At 36.2% G+C, this 16,750-nt stretch carries 19 protein-coding genes; 7 read left to right on the top strand and 12 right to left on the bottom strand.

All coding sequences use genetic code 11. The features are described 5' to 3' along the window. Positions 1 to 82: 82 nt before the first annotated feature. Positions 83 to 511 carry a recombinase family protein gene (locus tag CD003_RS15010; protein WP_096201862.1) on the top strand — a complete coding sequence of 143 codons (429 nt, stop codon included), beginning with the start codon at positions 83 to 85 and terminating at the stop codon, positions 509 to 511. After that, positions 489 to 1,655, top strand: coding sequence for a recombinase family protein (locus CD003_RS15015; protein WP_096201863.1), 1,167 nt, complete (start codon positions 489 to 491; stop codon positions 1,653 to 1,655). Before CD003_RS15010 ends, CD003_RS15015 begins: the two co-directional genes overlap by 23 nt. Before the next feature lie 301 nt (positions 1,656 to 1,956). On the opposite strand, the gene CD003_RS22355 is transcribed toward CD003_RS15015, so the two are convergent. From CD003_RS22355 to CD003_RS21955, 3 genes are all read right to left on the bottom strand, one after another. Continuing rightward, the gene (locus CD003_RS22355; protein ID WP_257008328.1) at positions 1,957 to 2,466 is read right to left on the bottom strand and encodes a winged helix-turn-helix transcriptional regulator; all 510 of its coding nucleotides are present in this window, start codon (positions 2,464 to 2,466) and stop codon (positions 1,957 to 1,959) included. Beyond that, a complete protein-coding gene (locus tag CD003_RS22360) occupies positions 2,414 to 2,920 on the bottom strand; it encodes an ATP-binding protein (protein WP_257008329.1) in 507 nt (168 codons plus the stop codon). The genes CD003_RS22355 and CD003_RS22360 overlap by 53 nt, the downstream gene beginning before the upstream one ends. Before the next feature lie 76 nt (positions 2,921 to 2,996). Continuing rightward, positions 2,997 to 3,164: a hypothetical protein gene (locus CD003_RS21955; protein WP_179295364.1), complete on the bottom strand. Its 168-nt coding sequence runs from the start codon at positions 3,162 to 3,164 to the stop codon at positions 2,997 to 2,999. Between the two features lie 179 nt (positions 3,165 to 3,343). On the opposite strand from CD003_RS21955, the gene CD003_RS15025 reads away from it, so the two are divergent. After that, the gene (locus CD003_RS15025; protein WP_096201864.1) at positions 3,344 to 3,634 is read left to right on the top strand and encodes a hypothetical protein; all 291 of its coding nucleotides are present in this window, start codon (positions 3,344 to 3,346) and stop codon (positions 3,632 to 3,634) included. A gap of 894 nt (positions 3,635 to 4,528) precedes the next feature. Here the strand turns inward: CD003_RS15025 and CD003_RS15030 are convergent. From CD003_RS15030 to CD003_RS15045, 4 genes are all read right to left on the bottom strand, one after another. Next, positions 4,529 to 6,412: an ABC transporter permease gene (locus CD003_RS15030; RefSeq protein WP_096201865.1), complete on the bottom strand. Its 1,884-nt coding sequence runs from the start codon at positions 6,410 to 6,412 to the stop codon at positions 4,529 to 4,531. After that, entirely contained in the window at positions 6,387 to 7,151 is a 765-nt protein-coding gene (locus CD003_RS15035) for an ABC transporter ATP-binding protein (protein ID WP_096201866.1), read from the bottom strand. The genes CD003_RS15030 and CD003_RS15035 overlap by 26 nt, the downstream gene beginning before the upstream one ends. Before the next feature lie 81 nt (positions 7,152 to 7,232). Then, positions 7,233 to 8,234 (bottom strand): sensor histidine kinase, encoded by a 1,002-nt coding sequence (locus CD003_RS15040; RefSeq protein WP_096201867.1) that lies wholly within the window; start codon positions 8,232 to 8,234, stop codon positions 7,233 to 7,235. Beyond that, a complete protein-coding gene (locus CD003_RS15045; RefSeq protein ID WP_096201868.1) occupies positions 8,234 to 8,935 on the bottom strand; it encodes a response regulator transcription factor in 702 nt (233 codons plus the stop codon). The genes CD003_RS15040 and CD003_RS15045 overlap by 1 nt, the downstream gene beginning before the upstream one ends. 152 nt (positions 8,936 to 9,087) lie before the next feature. On the opposite strand from CD003_RS15045, the gene CD003_RS15050 reads away from it, so the two are divergent. After that, on the top strand, positions 9,088 to 9,300 hold the full coding sequence (locus CD003_RS15050) for a tyrosine-type recombinase/integrase (protein WP_096201869.1): 213 nt from the start codon (positions 9,088 to 9,090) through the stop codon (positions 9,298 to 9,300). A 235-nt stretch (positions 9,301 to 9,535) separates the two neighbouring features. Here the strand turns inward: CD003_RS15050 and CD003_RS15055 are convergent, their stop codons facing one another. The 4 genes from CD003_RS15055 to CD003_RS15070 form a co-directional block, all read right to left on the bottom strand. Next, the gene (locus CD003_RS15055) at positions 9,536 to 12,046 is read right to left on the bottom strand and encodes an ATP-binding protein (protein WP_373558576.1); all 2,511 of its coding nucleotides are present in this window, start codon (positions 12,044 to 12,046) and stop codon (positions 9,536 to 9,538) included. A 142-nt stretch (positions 12,047 to 12,188) separates the two neighbouring features. Further along, a complete protein-coding gene (locus tag CD003_RS15060) occupies positions 12,189 to 12,875 on the bottom strand; it encodes a M23 family metallopeptidase (RefSeq protein WP_096201870.1) in 687 nt (228 codons plus the stop codon). 12 nt (positions 12,876 to 12,887) lie between these two features. After that, a complete protein-coding gene (locus CD003_RS15065; protein WP_096201871.1) occupies positions 12,888 to 13,241 on the bottom strand; it encodes a glycosyltransferase in 354 nt (117 codons plus the stop codon). A 217-nt stretch (positions 13,242 to 13,458) separates the two neighbouring features. Continuing rightward, positions 13,459 to 13,767: a hypothetical protein gene (locus CD003_RS15070; RefSeq protein ID WP_096201872.1), complete on the bottom strand. Its 309-nt coding sequence runs from the start codon at positions 13,765 to 13,767 to the stop codon at positions 13,459 to 13,461. A 191-nt stretch (positions 13,768 to 13,958) separates the two neighbouring features. On the opposite strand from CD003_RS15070, the gene CD003_RS15075 reads away from it, so the two are divergent. Both CD003_RS15075 and CD003_RS15080 read left to right on the top strand, forming a co-directional pair. Continuing rightward, positions 13,959 to 14,192 (top strand): helix-turn-helix transcriptional regulator, encoded by a 234-nt coding sequence (locus tag CD003_RS15075; RefSeq protein ID WP_096201873.1) that lies wholly within the window; start codon positions 13,959 to 13,961, stop codon positions 14,190 to 14,192. 633 nt (positions 14,193 to 14,825) lie between these two features. Then, a complete protein-coding gene (locus CD003_RS15080; protein WP_096201874.1) occupies positions 14,826 to 15,962 on the top strand; it encodes a replication-relaxation family protein in 1,137 nt (378 codons plus the stop codon). 15 nt (positions 15,963 to 15,977) lie between these two features. On the opposite strand, the gene CD003_RS15085 is transcribed toward CD003_RS15080, so the two are convergent. Further along, complete coding sequence (locus tag CD003_RS15085) at positions 15,978 to 16,208, bottom strand: hypothetical protein (RefSeq protein ID WP_096201875.1); 231 nt, start codon at positions 16,206 to 16,208, stop codon at positions 15,978 to 15,980. Between the two features lie 115 nt (positions 16,209 to 16,323). Between CD003_RS15085 and CD003_RS15090 the strand changes: the two genes are divergently transcribed. Next, complete coding sequence (locus tag CD003_RS15090) at positions 16,324 to 16,671, top strand: hypothetical protein (RefSeq protein WP_096201876.1); 348 nt, start codon at positions 16,324 to 16,326, stop codon at positions 16,669 to 16,671. The last annotated feature ends 79 nt before the right edge of the window (positions 16,672 to 16,750 follow it).

The following is a 16,750-nucleotide window of genomic DNA, read 5'->3' on the forward strand; positions in this document are numbered from 1 at the left end:
ATTGACGATCTAATAAAAAATTTGTACGATCCTAATAAGGTGAATACTGCTACATCTCGCGAAACTGAAAGGAAGATAAAAAATGAGATGTAGTTCTATGAATTTAATAGCAGGTCTAAGGTATGCTCCATACTGCCGAGTAAGTACCACTCAAGACAGTCAAAAAGACAGCCTTGATAATCAGGTTTCGTTCTTTATTAACTTTATAAAGGAAAATAACGGTGTTTTAGTTAATATTTATGCTGACCATGGTAAAACTGGCACTAGCCTTGTTAAAAGAGAAGAGATAAAAAAACTTAGGAAAGCTGCCGAACAAAAGCTATTTGATGTAGTCCCAATAAAATCAATTACTAGATGGGCTAGGGACACGGTTGATTCAATCACTTTGGTAAGGGATCTTAAAAGCTACAATGTTCGAGTAATATCAATCGAAGATGGATATGATTCATTCGACGATCCAGGGGAGATGAAATTAACTATACTATCCCATGCTAGCTCAGCAAGAAAGTGATAACATTTCAAGAAATGTTAGCTTTGGTATCAGAGAAAAAGCCCGAAATGGTATCTTTCATGGTACACCTCCCTACGGTTATAGTAAGGAAAAAGGAAAATTAATTCCAAAATATCCTGAAGCTCAAATCGTTAAAGATATTTATGACTTATACCTTAAGAAAGGTTGGGGCAGACAAAGGATAGCAAACCACTTAACAGAAAAACTAATTCCTACACCTCGTTCTGTATTAGAAGCAAAAAATGCAGGAAACACATGGCATGATTCAACAATTAAAATCATTCTTACAAATCAACATTATGTAGGAGATCTAGTTCAAGGTAAATCAAAAACAGACCCTTCTGATAAAGCATACAGTCAACGACATGGCTACAAAAAGCGAAAGGTCATGAATAAAGAAGAATATATTGTTGCTCCTGGAACACATACTGCTCTAATCAGCCGTGAAGAGTTTCAAGAAGTACAAGCAAGGATGCAAAAAAAGGCAAAGATCCGTTTTCGCGGAAGAGGAAATAAAACTTTATTTGCTAGATTAGCTTATTGTGCTGATTGCGGTGCAGGAATGAATTTTAAAAAAGATAGAAATGCCTATGTATGTGGAACCTATCAAAAAAGAGGTAATGCTGTTTGCCCTTCACATTGGATTAAGTTTAATGTCTTAAAAGAAAAGGTTTTATCTGATATTAAAGAGTTAGCGGAGAATTCCATTGATACACACTCTCTCCAATTCCTTATTCAAAAACATTCTGGGAATAAGGACGAAGACCTAAAAGGAAAACTAGCTGAAACTGAAAAAGCCTTCAAGCAACTTGAAAATGAAAAAATCCAGTTGGTACGAGCGTTAACACGAGAAACTATTGATGAAAATACATCTAAAATCCAACAACAAGTAATTGAAAGTGAACTTTACATTGTTAAAGAAAAGAAGTTTGAAATTGAAAAGTTGTTATTCCAACAAAAAGATGCTGAATCGAATTTGATATCTTTTCAAAATGAAGTTAAAAAATTTGTTCAGTTACAAATGTCTGACGAAGAAATGCTTCGCCAGACACTTCACAAGCTGATAAACAAAATTGTAGTAGCCAAAGATGGAAGCATCACCATCCATTACAACTTTAAAAAACCATTATCAATGGGGGCTTAATTGTCCCCATCTTTTAAGGTCATCAATAATACACACTCCACATGTGTTGAGTGCGGTATATCAATGTTCTGTTAAATTCTGTCTGTAACATCTTTAACGAGGTTGTACTATTTTTTACTTGATTGCGTTAGCAAAATGTTAGCAACGCTTATTGGTCAAAGAACTGTAAAAGATGTTAAGATTCTTTATGTAATTAATTTTTTGTCCTTATTTGTCCTTATTTTGTCCCTATTTTTCCTAATGGTACTTTGTTCATTAAGTAGTTAACTCCAATAATGTCCCCTTTTGTGTCCCTATTTTATTAAGGAGAATAAATATATTTGGTTCCAGCTCCCTTTCCAACAATCTTAACACTGTCTGGTTCCATTTCTTTTACCAAACGTTGTACTTGCTTTTGGTTCATCCCCGTTAATTGCCTTATTTCCTTATTAGTTAAACTTCGATCTGTTTTTAGTATAGATAATATGCGAATTTTGACTGCTTCCTTATCCAAAATTTGCTGACGTTCATATTGCAATTCACCTTTTAATAATTTATATGCACTTCGTGAAAGAGTAAAGTACCTCCCTTTACCACGTCCGATTGATTCTAATAAATTAAAATCATTTTGCATCTTACTAAGTAATTCACGTGCTTGCTCCATACTCCTTTGAGCAACTTCTGCTGCTATTGACGTATCAATTTCTTCATGTCTAATTAAATATTGCAATATAAGCAGATGGTCAACATCAATGTGATTTTTTTCTTGTGCCATATGATTAATTAAGTTTTTGAAATCCTTGTTTAATGGAGAAGATATAAAGGTAAGCAATGTTACTACCAACTTCTCTATATATCGGTGGTTCTTTCCCCTCAATCAATAGCGAACGGAATATCCTTGAAACACCCAGGTTTGAACGGTTGACTAATTTTAATCTATCTAACAAATCCATTAAGTGATTATTCCTCGCTACTGGAGGATGGTGGAGAATATTTTTAGGTGTAATACCACCAACAAACTCTCCTGGATTAGTTAGTATTAGCTTATCATTATATTGCTTCAACATAATAGTTCCATTCATTCGATAATCCCTATGACCAAACGCATTAAGCAAAGCTTCTCTTAAAGCAATTGTTGGATATGTACTAAACTCTGGATGCACAAGTCCAGATTCTACAGTAACCATTGGATTATCGACAGCTATATACCGTTCCAATTCATACAGTGCTACTGGTATAGCATGAGTTCCGTCATCTCGATGAGAATAATCAGTATCACTAATCATCTTTCTAAACGACCATTTGTATTGTGGAATATATTTTGAAATAGCTTCAGGCTTTCCAACAAGTAGTAGGGAGCCTTTAGTAAGAAAGTTTTCCTTTAACGCTCCGATAGACCTCATTAGATGCAAGACTATAAGATGTATGAGGACCTTGTGCTTTATAGAGATTCTTTTTTAATTGTATATTTTCTTTTTTTAGTCTATCAATCTCTTTTAAAGCAGACCTGAGCTGTTCTTGAATATCCATAAGGCTACTCCAATCGTTAATAACTTTAACTCTAGTTTAGCCAAGAAACCTTTTATTTAACAGTCTAATCCTTCATAATAATTTTACTAAGTATAGTTTATGCATAAGGCAGCAATAGAATAATTTTAGTAGCGAGAGTACTAAAAGAGTTGAAATTCTTATAAGGGAGAGTGTTTATTGTGGGTAAGGAAAAGAAGAAAAAGTGCATTGTTGAGGAAACAGAAGACTTCGGCATCTGTGTTTTATATTGTAAAGACTGTAATTATACATTTGAGATAGATTGGGAAACAATTTTTGCAATACAAGAATGTACTCATGGATATGTAGGATTTCATCTAGATGATGTAATGATTGAATGCCCTAAATGTCATAAGTTCATTTCAAATAGTACCAATGATGACCATCATCTTACAGATACAAAAAAACCAAAACGAAATATAACAATAGAAGATAATGAGTTGCCTTTTTAGAATGTTCATCTACAATAATTGGTATATAAATGGAGCCATATGATCACCATTAGCTTAAACTTTGTCACTTAGTTGGTCAAGATATCCAAGTAACATTATTAATTGGTCATTTGTATATCCCATTCTTAATCCCGCTGTTTCTTTTAATTAAATAGTAACATCAATACTTTATATCCTCGTTCACTTTACCTTTGGAAATACTTAGATGGACTGTAAAAATCTTAAAGGTCATACAACGAAAAAAGAAGCTTCCCACAAGTTGGATAAACTAATGAGAAGCCTCTTTTATATACCTAATGTTAGCATTTTGTTAGCAAATCACTACAAAACCCTTATATATCAAGGGTTTTAGCGGTCATCACATCATGCCGCCCCTAAGGTGAGAGTGTGTAATATCTTTAACATAAGGGAAGTAGGGTGCGTTATTTCAAGGTTCTTCTAAATTTTCACTGTAACATCTTTAACTTTATTTTATTGTTTTTCACTGGATTGCGTTAGCAAAATGTTACCAATTTTTAATACGGGTGAGTTGATGGAGAAACGGACGAAGTACGTTCCATGTTTTTGGGGTGAAGTGTAACGGGGACAATCGTTAGTTTTTCGTGTGGCATAGAAATGCACTACCTTTACTTGATACATGTATCGTACCAGGAGGTGCTTCGTGTTTATATACGTTATTTGAATGGGGGCTGACTGAGTACTCCTAAAATATATAAAGAGAGACACTTTTATAGAAGAAATAAAAAAAGCGCCTCACAAGTTCAATGAACTCATGAGGCGCCCCCAGTTGGACAATCTCCTCTACAACAGGCTCTAGCCTTATTGTTAAATGACTTATCAAGTTTATCTTTTACACACTCTCTTGCAATACAATTAACACTAAAGCTACGCTCCTTAAAAGACTACTTTTCTTACTTGATTCACATAAAAATATCGGACAAACAAGAAGTAAATCACTTGAATAAAAGCAAAGCTTCCTAACACTAAAGAAGATTCTACTGTTAAATTATAGCCAAAAAAACGGGATAAAGCGGTAAGTGCAACTGCACCATGAACTAATGCAACGACAATTGGTGAGAAGAACAGAATGGCAATTTGTCTATTCATTACTTTCTGCAGCTCAGATTGTGTTAAGCCAATTCTAGCAATAGCCTGGAATTTGCGCTTTTCTTCATCCAAATCCGTAAATAATCGAAAATAGAGAAAGCTACCGGCGGAAACAAAGAAAACAATCCCGATAAACAAACCAATAAATAAGATCGGTCCGTATGCTTTGTTAATTTCATAAAGTGTATAATCAATGATAGACGTCTTATACTGTAGATTGCCACCTAAGCTATTTAATTCTCTTCCTGCTTCAATTAATTGATCCGTTTGCCCTTCTTCTGCATTCCATACGATACTATGGTCTATTCTTACTGGTGAGCCAAGTTGCTCGAACGTCTTGTCATTAACAACATAATATCCATTCATTGCTGGTAATACATTTGATTCTACGACCTTAGTAGGCTGAAGTTCTTGTCCGTCTTTCAATTCCAGTAACGCATCACTAGCTCTAAGCCCCTCGTTCATCATGACACCACTCTGTTCGACCACGATGACCTCATCTTCCGCAAGATGTAACTCCTCGTCACCAATAAATGCAGCAAAACGATTGTACTCTGAAGCGCTTGCGACCATGACCGTTCGTTCTGCTATCTCAAAATAGGACATCTCAATCGATGCCATCTTGGCATCGATATTTTCCTTCTGCAAGATATCATTAATTCTGTTCGTATCATCCTCAATCATTGCTTCTGTGTCATCTAGATACGGGCTATACGTAATTGAATAGGGAAAATCTTTTGCTCCTTGCGTCAGGATCGATTGAAATCCATACAATGTACCAATTGCACTAAAAGCAACCGTTGAAATAATTGCAACCATAAAAAATGTCCTTGCGTTATCCTTCAATCGAAACGACAAGTCAGAAAACAAGAGCATATTTGTTTTACGCCAAAAGATCGACGGATTACTTTTTAAATGACGAATGATGTACACACTTAACTGGGTAAATAAGAGATACGTTCCAAGTGTTACAACTAAAATAACCGGGATCATCGCATAAACAACATGAACTCCCTCAACCATCGAAGCAATACTATATCCCGAGATCAGTAGTAGTGCTGCTAGTATCGACAGAATCATAGATGCTTTTGGTTCTCCTTTAGACTGTTTATCTCCTTTAATTAAATCAACCAGCTTATTCGTACGGAGAACAAACGAAACAAATAAGGATATACAGAAAAATAAAAATAGAAAGCTAATAAGCGTCAGAACAATCGCTAGTGTTGGAAAGTAAAAATCCAGTGTTTCACTAATAATTAACACGTTTTCAGCAATTAACAGAATCGCTTTTGTAAAAATTAAGCCAGCCACAATTCCACTGACTGTCGCATAAAACCCAATTAAGATATTTTCCAGGAATACCATTAGACGAATTTGTCTATTGGATGCACCTAGCATAATTAACAAACCAAACTCTTTTTTTCTTGACTGTAAAAAGGCGCTCATAGAGTAGAGGATAAAAAAGAAAGAAAACACATAAATGATCCCTCCAGCAACCCCCATTCCAAATAGTGCATTCTGATTAATTGAACCTTCCGAGAATGCCGGGTGGAATGCAAAAATGGCAAAAGTGAAAAATACCATCACCGTAAACATGCTACTCAGGAAGTAGGCAATATACAGTCGTTTATTGCGCAATACATTATTAAACGCGAACTGACGAAAAGTCATTGCCGTCGCCTCCCATCAAGGAAAGCATATCAATGATTTTATGGAAAAATGCTTTCCTACTCTCCCCACGATGAATTTCAGAGTGGAGCTTCCCATCTCGGATAAAAATGACTCGGTCCGAATAGCTTGCTGCCTGTGGGTCATGGGTTACCATTAGCAGGCTTGTTTTTTCCTGCTTATTAATGGCTTCAAGCATAGCCATTACATCCTTTGATGCTTTCGAGTCTAGGTTTCCAGTAGGTTCATCAGCTAACAGTAGTTTAGGTTGATGAATCATCGCCCTAGCAATGGCTACACGCTGAGCCTGACCTCCTGATATTTCGTACGTGCGTTTAGTCATAATTGAAGAAATACCGAGACTCTCCGCAATTTTAATTGCTTTATCCTTCATTTCTTTTACACCGATACCATCTAGTGTCAGTGGTAATACAATATTTTCTTCGACAGTCAATGTATGCAGTAGATTGAAATCTTGAAATATAAAACCTAGTTCCGTTCGACGGAATTTGGCTAACGCATTTTTCTTCAGCTTATGTGGATTTTCCCCTTCAATTTCAACTTGTCCGGTAGTCGGTGCGTCATTGGTGGATATTATATTTAATAGTGTTGTTTTTCCACTACCGGATGGACCCATAATGGTAACAAATTCACCTGTTTCTATTTCTAGACTAACATCAGTAAGCGCGCGGTAGGCCACTTTTCCTTCGTATATCTTACTTACATTGGTAATTTTAATCATAATCAATCTCCTCTGCTACGTTATAACAGAAGTATAGCCGAAGGGTTCAGTCTTAAACTATCGATTATGCTTTCACTACTCTTACATCGATGTAAGGTTTTGCGTCGTTGAAAAAATAATTCGGATCGCTGTCCCTTCACCGACCTCTGATTCAAGTTCTATCCCGTGCTCTAGCTTGTCAGCGACTTCTTTTACAAAGTAAAGCCCCATCCCTGTGGACTCCCGGTAATTCCGTCCATTTTCACCAGTATAAAATTTAGTGAAGATCCGCTTTTTGTCAACTGTAGGAATACCTATTCCAAAGTCCTTCACTTCAAGGATTGCTTCCCCTTCCCTTTCATATACAGATAAGAGAAGATGCTTTGCTTTTCCAGTAGAGTATTTCACAGCGTTTTGAACGAGCTGTGTTAATAGGAAGAAAAGCCACTTTTCATCAGTCACTACTGTTATACCTGACCTTTGTTCCTGTAATTGTGGATATACTTCATGACGTATGTAAAAACGTTTGTTTTCTTGATTCACTTCATGGATTAGCTTGGAAAGGAGGACTGGCTTAATCTGAAAGTCTTCTTTAATCGTACGAAGTCTCGCCATATAGAGTACCGTACTTAAGCCATCTTTCATCCGTTCTGTTTCCTCACGAACGCTCGATGATTCCGGTTCGTCTAACGTTTGTGCTGTTAATTCAATCACAGTAAGAGGTGTCTTCATATGATGAACCCAGCGATCCATAAATAATAAATGCTCATCCTGTCGACCCTCAGCTTTTTGGAGTTCATCCTGATACAAACGATACTGCTTAACAAGTAACCAATCTAGCGCTTCAGATATTGGCGCTTGTCCTGTCACCTCGAGGGATTCCTCCAATGTTTCGATCGGGTCTTGTAACCTTTGATAGAATTCTTTTCTACTAGAGTACCGATAGATGAGATATACGGTTAACAAGACGCAGGATAGAAAGATAGCGTAGAACATGACACCTGTGCCACGATAGCCATCTAGCCATAATAGAATAGGAACCATCACGCATTGAATGAGCTGAAGCACAATAAGACTAACATGCTCCCGGAGAAATAGTTTCATTATTTCTCTTCCTTCCATGTCATATTTAGACGATATCCCGCACCTCTAACCGTTTCCACCGCATTTTCGATACCTAACGCTAAAAACTTATTACGAACCCGAGCAACATTAACATTTAACGTATTTTCATCGACAATGGTTTGATCATCCCAAAGCCTCTCCAACAAATCCTGTCTACTCGCAACGCGAGGATGACGCTCGAGCAATGTTTCAACAATGTCAGTTTCTTTTTTTGTCAGTGCCGTCACATCATGTTTATATCGAAGTTCTAACCGCTCTGGATAAAAGCGCAGGTCCCCTTGAATATGCACTCTTTCTTCATGTTTGCTTGCATATTCCCCGTATGCACGGCGCATGTGACTTCGGATTTTAGCCATAACAATATCTGGATGAAATGGCTTCGTAATAAAATCATCCGCGCCATTTTCTAATGCCATGACTTGATCCATCTCACCCGTTCGAGCGGAAATGAATATGATCGGACAGATAGATTCTTTCCTAATTTGCCTACACCAATAATACCCATCATAACTAGGTAAATTGATATCTAGTAATAGTAGATGAGGCTGTATATCACGAAATATCTCCAATATCCTTTCAAAGTCTTTTATAACAGTGACTTCGTATCCATATTTTGTTATATAGGAAGATAAGAATCCTGCAATTTTTATATCATCTTCAACAAGCATGATATTCTCCATATTTGGTTTCTCCTAATCATGTTTAATGTAATTTTAATGTATCATATATACTTCCATAAATACCATTTTAATCTTCCAGGCTCAATCTCCCTTAATGACATCAAAATAGGGAAATTTGTTGCACGTAATAAACCACCTCATGCTTCGAGAGGTTGACTGCTTTAAATCATGAACTTTGTCCGCACTCCCTCCAACACACACAGACATCTATTTTAACCGAACTTGGCTTTGAGTTAATAGAAATTATGGATCTATTAGGTCATACCAAAGATGAAACAACTGTAAATGTGTATCTACATGTAACAAACGGAAAGAAAAAAGAGACCCCTAACAAGTTCAGTGAACTTATTAGGGGCCTCCGTTAAACAAATGTTAAACTTCAGTCTTGGTCTTCTTATAAACACTAGAGCCTCAAAGGGTTTGGGGCGTTTATTACATCATGCCGCCCATAATTTATTTGCTTTCTTCCTCTTTCATTACCTTTCGAAAACTTCATTTTTATTAACCTTTTAACCTTTATATAAATATTCACTTTCGTATGTTTTCGTTTCTTTATCTTCACTAGTGAGATTTACGTGAGATTTTATAAACCTCACACAATTAGTTGGCTTCCTCATATTGTTGTATCTCCTCCCACCTCCTGCCAAACATTTGAGCATGTCGCTTTGTTAAAAATGAATTATCATACCTTAGTTCATTTGATATTGGCGGAGACATATGAACCATAAAAGGAGCCAATGATTCTTTTGTATTTAGAATACAAATTGCATAATGCTTTGGTGTTTGGATTGCTTGCTCTAATGTGAACGTAGGCTCTAAGCGTTCCTTTACTCTTTCGAAGGTTTTTTTATGATCGTTTGCGAATAAGAATTGATTCACACCGCCAGCTGTTAAATTTTCCTGTAAATAATCAGGTAACTTGTTCCAGTGGTGAAAGGCAAAGATAGATCCTAACCGTTCCTTCCTCCCTTCTGTTGCTATTCTTCCCATTAACTGAGCCAAACCTCGAGTTTCTACTTGCTCTGGTTCATTAAAGACCATGAAGCAACCATGCTTTTCTTTGTCCGCATCACTCATTAAGAAACGTGTCATTAATACTTTGAGTGTTACCCAGTGAGCTAATACTTTACTAGCAGAACCAATTTTACGCTTTGGCATACGAATAATGATCACTTTTCCCTCTCTCATCCATTTTTCAAAATTAACTTCTTCTTTTGGGGGCTGCGCAAAAATATCATAAAGGTTATCGTCGCCAAAAAACATATTTAATCTATTTATAATTGGATCGGCTTTATTACTTAAATCTTCATTTGTTCCCCAGTTAATCAACTCGCTTGCCAACCGAAGGTTACCCTCTTTTTGTAACTGCTCGATACGTTCAAACCGATAGTCTTCATCCTCTATAATTCGTTTGATGTTCTGCAACGATCCACCAGAGGCTTTGCTTGCTTCCATTAAATATTTTTGAGAACGCGCTAAACCTTCCAACTCCATAAAGCCTATCATTTCAGTTGCGAACACTGACGCTCCTTTTCTTCCTATTTTATTTATTACCTCAGTCAGATCCATTGGTATTATGTGATCCTCGTTCGATAAGTCTAAGTCTATTATCTTTTCTGGCGGAAGTAAGTCTCTTATGCCATCAGCCATGCCTTTAGGACCTTCTTGGCATATCCAGTCAGGAATAACGAATGAAATGTTATGGTTCATCGACCCTTCATAAACAAAATTTTGTATCGTATTATCCTTACCGCTACCTTGTTTACCTATGAATGTGTAACCAGAGTAAAAGCTATCTTTATCTTTAGTAGGGATATATACCGGAATCTCTCGGTCTTTTAGCTCTGCGCCTCCAATTTTCAATCCACTAGACTTGGTGACAGCACTAGGTATGTCCGTTTCAACTCTTCTCTTACTGTTTAACGCTTCTTCATAACGACGTTGAATCTCTGCTGTCGGCATTTGCAACGCTAATTTGCTCATTTCCTCAGTTGATATTAGGTTAACATTAGCATCATACCTTGTTTTCTTAGTTAAATTTAAAGTGTTAAGTTCTCTAATCACTTCTACCCTACGTCCGTTAAAATTAATTTTCACACCGTGCAGTTCATTATTTTCTGCAAGTTCTCCAAATGATGAACTTAAAGTCTCACTTATTGTATCCCTAGTGAGTTTATCTGTGCTATGAGACGCAACCCTAATACGGCTCTTGAATACAGGTTGATTAAACTTTTCGTTTGTAGCTGTAGTAGTCTTTCTTGCATTAATTTCATCCTCAAGTGAATAAGGACTCTCCACCATTTTCTTTTTATCAAAATCTTTATCACTTTTAAAAAACACATTACTGATTGCTTGAAATGCATCAACCAACAAACTATTTATTTCGTTTACAATGCCACCTATCGCTGTTTTTCCCGTAGCTGCAAATTTACGTCCATTAAGCGTTGCGCGTTGTGGCACTTTCCCTTTACCCATCTTTTCAGCAGCCCAACTAGCATTCCTTACCCACTTTTGGCGATTCTCTGCTTCGTTACATACTGATAACCGGGCAATATCACCTTCAAACTGTAACTCGTCAAGAGTATTCATAATAGAAGAGATAGGGGTTTTCTGTTCTGTAGAATTTGTATTCATGCTAAATATGTCATGCTTTAAATAGCGCATCTCTTGAACAATAGTATTATCTTCTGGAACGAACAAATCACTAATAGTAGCTTCAGTTATTGTTACTGCCATTTTATTTTCAATTTTACGCTTCAACTTCTGCGCTTGGAACTCACTTGTCGAAATATAAAATTCTACTTTCCTTTCCCCTTTGTACATTTTAAAAACAACGTCAAACCAAAACACATCTTTCTCTCTGTAAGTTAACTTATACCCGTCCCTTTCCAAACGTGCTCCAGGCTTCTCATACATTTCATACATCTTGTAGATAGCTCTCCATAATCGCTTAGTGTTATTGCTAACGTTACTATGTGGTGTGACCCGATAAACGACCATTTTGTTTTTTTCAACCTCGAAAAAGTCTGACCACTTAATCGAATTTGTTTTTGTAAACAATCTTTTGAATTTATCGCTTAACTTATCTTTTGCTGGAACAACGTCAATAATTAAAGCTGGCTTATTCGCTCTACTCTGTACAGGATAATGATATGGTTTTTCTATAATCTCTGGACGTTGTTCTGATCTAACAGTTGGTAAATTATTTTGTTTAATAATGATGAAGTTTGGTTTTTCCAAGCTAAGCCCTCCTTTATACTCCAATTAGGATGCTAAGACCGATAATCCATGTAGCAAAATATATCGCTAATGGTTTAATCATTCCGCCCTTTCCTAACATCGAACCCAAGATAATACAAATACCCGTAAATACCGCTCCATACCCCAAGAAATCAGGTAAATAAAAAATAAACCAGTTCCAAGTATTAGCGGTAATAGTTGCTACTCCTTCTATTAATGGTTTTACTATTACTTCCAATTGCCAACCTATTACGCTATCAGCCAAGTCATTGTACTTCTCTAATATAATTGACCCTATGCTTGTTGTATCAATATTACCGCTAATAGCTGCTAACCCCTCCGCATAAGCAGTAGGGTCAATATATTCACCATCAGGCATTTGCAAACTAAAATGTAGATGAGGACCAGTACTATTACCTGTATTACCGCTAAGACCGATAATATCGAGTTCCTCCAATTTTTGTCCCTGCTCTACAGCTATCTCACTCATATGCCCATATACTGCCCTGGTACCATCATCGAGTCTTAAGACAACACCTTTTCCTGCACTTTGTGCTCCGTAATCGAATACTTTTTCAACGGTTGCATTAGCTATACTTCTTAATTTGGTTCCCTCAGGCATAGCTAAATCTATTCCGTTGTGTACACCTCTTCTAACCTCGCTCATCTCTCCAAATGCACTGCTTAATCTAAATTTCAAAGTCCTCCCTCCCTAAATTGCTTTTAGAAAATCACGAATATCAACAGCGTGGCGAGCTAATATATAACCACAACTAACCCCGATTAATATTTCAAGAGCTTTTGTTCTATGACCTAACCCCCATGCGGCACCACTAAAGATAATTACTAAAACGACTCCTGCATCGAACATATTCATAATAGCCCCATGCACATTCCCAAATGTTCCATCCACAACAGATGCTAGCGCCAATTTTGGTACTAAGAGAATGGAACCAACAACAGAAGAACTCAATATTTTCGCTTCAAGACTGATTGTCTTCGGGCTTTCTTTCCAACTTCCACTCATAAATTCGCTAATCGTTCCTATCGTTTGAATTTTACCCACGACGTGACGCCTCCTTTTATTTTTTGATAATTGATATACATAAAGTAAGCGCTAGATAGGTGACCAAATTAAATTTCTCTAAAATATTGCTTTCGTTCCTAAAATTACGGATAAATTCAATCTAATTGAGCAAACTACCTGTAATGAAGTTATTGGGAGGTGTAAAACATGCTTTTTACAACTGCGGTGATTGTCGGTTTTGCAATAGGAACAGGAGTTAATTTCTTGGTTGGTTGATAAATAATCGTGGCGCTACTTTAGACTTTTGACTATCGCGGCGCTTTTTTAATTCTTCAATCTTACTGGTCGGTTGAACCGGCTCTGTTTCTACAAAGAACGGATCCAATTTAGTTGTTCCCTCCGCTCCTTTACCTTTGTTTACACTCTGCTTCCTTTTAATTTCCTCATCAATAAGCTTTTTAACAAATGTACTAAATGCTTTTCTTCCCACAAGCTTTAGCCTCTCCTGGTCTTTAGGGTTATTTTTGTTAAATGAAACAGGTCGGACCCATTTATTTTCCGACATTACCACCACTCCTTTAAGTCGATTAGTAAATGGTATTAGCGGTATTTCTTGAATATGCACGTACAATTAAACAAATAGTTGATTTTATTTATATTTGGTTGTTTTATAAACCAAACACATTATTAAGTAAATAAATAGGACTGCTACTCCAAATATCGAATATATAAGTAAACGGAAAAAGGAGCGGTCTTATGAAAGTGGAGATAAGAAGTAATATTGGTTGGATTATTAAAAAGGCGGGGTATGAACAAAAAGAAATTGCAACACTAATGGGAGTTACACCACAATATATAAGCGCTTTTTCAACAGGAAAGAAATACCCACGAGTGGAGCAGATGGCGAAGTTAGTCTTGATACTCAGGAGACGGATAAAAGATATAACTTTGGAGGACCTGTATTCTTATGAAGAGGTTGAAGAAGAGTAATAGCGGTAATATCAAAATGCCATAAAAAAAGACCGAACGGAAAGTACCGAACGGTCTTTTTTAGTAGTCAACGCTTTTAGCAGCTCGCTACACAGCGCTTTGCTATAGCGTATGCGCACAGTTCCTAATTTATGCATGATTTAACTTGGAAAAATTATGGTGTAATGATATTCTAATAGGAGAACGCTAACAAAGCGTAAATCCAAAAATTTTTAAGAGTAAATTTATTAATTTTCTAAGCGACCAATTATTAGGCGAGCCCCATGCGGGACGAGTGGTTTTTATCTAAAAATTAGCAAACTGTACCTAGGTGTAGTCTGTCTAAAAATAGAAATGACTTCAGATTTTGGAGAGGTCTTATTAAAAAGCGAGCTGCTATATGTAGGTTGCTTTTTTTGCGTCCAATTTTAGCTAAGTATAGGAGCTATGTATACCAACCTAAGAGGAAAAAAGCTATACATAAGTGCTATACATAGTCGTTGTATAGCACTTATGTATAGGAACTATGTATATTTTTACACGTTGTAACCGTTGCCCTGTCGCTATTTTCACGTTTTTGATTCACTGGTGTTTGTAGACCGCAACTTAATAGCACCTCCCCCGACTTAATTTAATTTGAAAGGAAGATGTCATATGACTGACGTTTGGAATGGTCAATTAATTAGATTAAAGCAAGTTCAAATATTAATATTTTTGTATTATGTAAGAGGAGCAACTAACGACCAGATTCGTAGATACCTATACTCACACTGCACATCTAAAAGAGCCACTCAACTAGCTAATACCTCTAAATTTATTAGTGGATTAAAAAAGATGGGTTTTATTAATTCGGCATCTTGCCACCCCTATAACAAAGGTGAGATGAATTATTTAACGGCAAAGGCAATTGAATATTTGTTGGAGTCTGAAAAGATTATGGTAAGTGCTCCTGAATCTAATGATTCTCAGTTAGGATTCGATATAGATGGAGTACACGGTACTTTCGAATACAGCATGTTAAAACCACCACTTCAATTTATTGAACATCATATTATGACTGTAGACTTTTATTTGAAATACGTTCGTAATACGAGCTTTAGACATAACCTTTATTGTGTGAGGAGTTATAAATATGTAGATATAGAAGGTAATTATTCGAAGAATGGTAAGTTAAAGCCTGATGGAGAAATTTTGAATAACACCGGTTCTCTAATTGCTCTTGAAGTTGATACTGGTTCCGAGCGTTATAAAGACTTAGTAAAAAAATTTGAAAACTATAAAAGGTATTTTGATTACTGCGTTGAGAACGATATTAAAGTACCTTACATTGCTATTTTGTTCTATACAAAACGATTTGAAGATAATTTACCATTAGAAGAGGATAAACGTTATCAAACCATTTTAAAAGCTGCTGTTGAAGGATTAAAATACTACTGCCATGAGGTAGTTATAATGCTTAAATTCAAGGATAGTTATTTAAAGAATTTAATGCAGGAGAAAAAAGAATTGCTAAATAATCTAGGGATCTCCATTCCTTCAAAAACTAATCCTATTGAAGAAAAAATGCAACGGAAACAAGAAGAGGAAAAACGAAAGGAAGAAGAACGTCGTAGAGAAGAGGAGCGAATAAAGAAGGCTGCTGAAAAGAGGAAGATAGAAGAGGAACGTAAGCGTCAATTAGAAATCAAGAAAGAGAAAGAACGACAAATGCACCTTCAAGCAGAGAGACAACGTTTATTGGAGGAGGAAGAGAAAAAGAAAAAAGGACTTTTCGGTAAATTTTTCGGATAAGTAATAGCCCTAGCTTTATGAGCTGGGGCTATTACTCTTTAATACTCTCATAGTACGCGGTTTACTCTCGACCCAATCTAGGTATCCTTTTCTACGTAACTGCTCCATATGGCCATGAACTGTACTTGAAGAACGTAAACCAGCCAGCTCTCCTACTTCTCTTGTAGATGGGGCATAATTATGTTCTCTAATGAATTCTGTGATAACTAATAATATATCCGTTTGTCGTTTAGTTAATTTTTTCATGACCTTCACCCTTTACTCTTTTTTACAATTATAAACGAACATACATTCTAATTCAATGTTGAAAACGAACATATATTCTTATAAAATGGAAGGACGTTAATAAAGGAGTGGTAAGATGCCTTATCTTAGTGAAGAAGAAACTGAATTGGTACGTTCTTTCATTCTATTGCCATATGCGAAGAAGAATCTTGAAAAGGATTTGACAACAATTAGTGGTTCTAAGGCATTTAAAATTACATCGCCTTATGAATCGATTATTAATGACGCAATCAAAAAAATTAGCGTACAGCTGCAACAAGTAAAACGTGAAATGCATAAGAACGGAATCAAAGTTGTAGAGAAGGAACGTGAAGAGATGTTTGTTACATATAGTTGGTTTTGCCGAGGTTACCAGGGTGAAATGAAATATATTACACATAACATTAGGAATCAGGTTGAACAGATTATGTCGGAGTATCTATAGATCAGTTACTTTTTGTTCAGAACTATTATCAACTTACTCTATATTTATGTTAGAGAATATTAAATACTGTTATAATCTT

The sequence above is a fragment of the Bacillus sp. FJAT-45350 genome (assembly GCF_002335805.1).
Classification (GTDB): Bacteria; Bacillota; Bacilli; order Bacillales; family NISU01; genus FJAT-45350.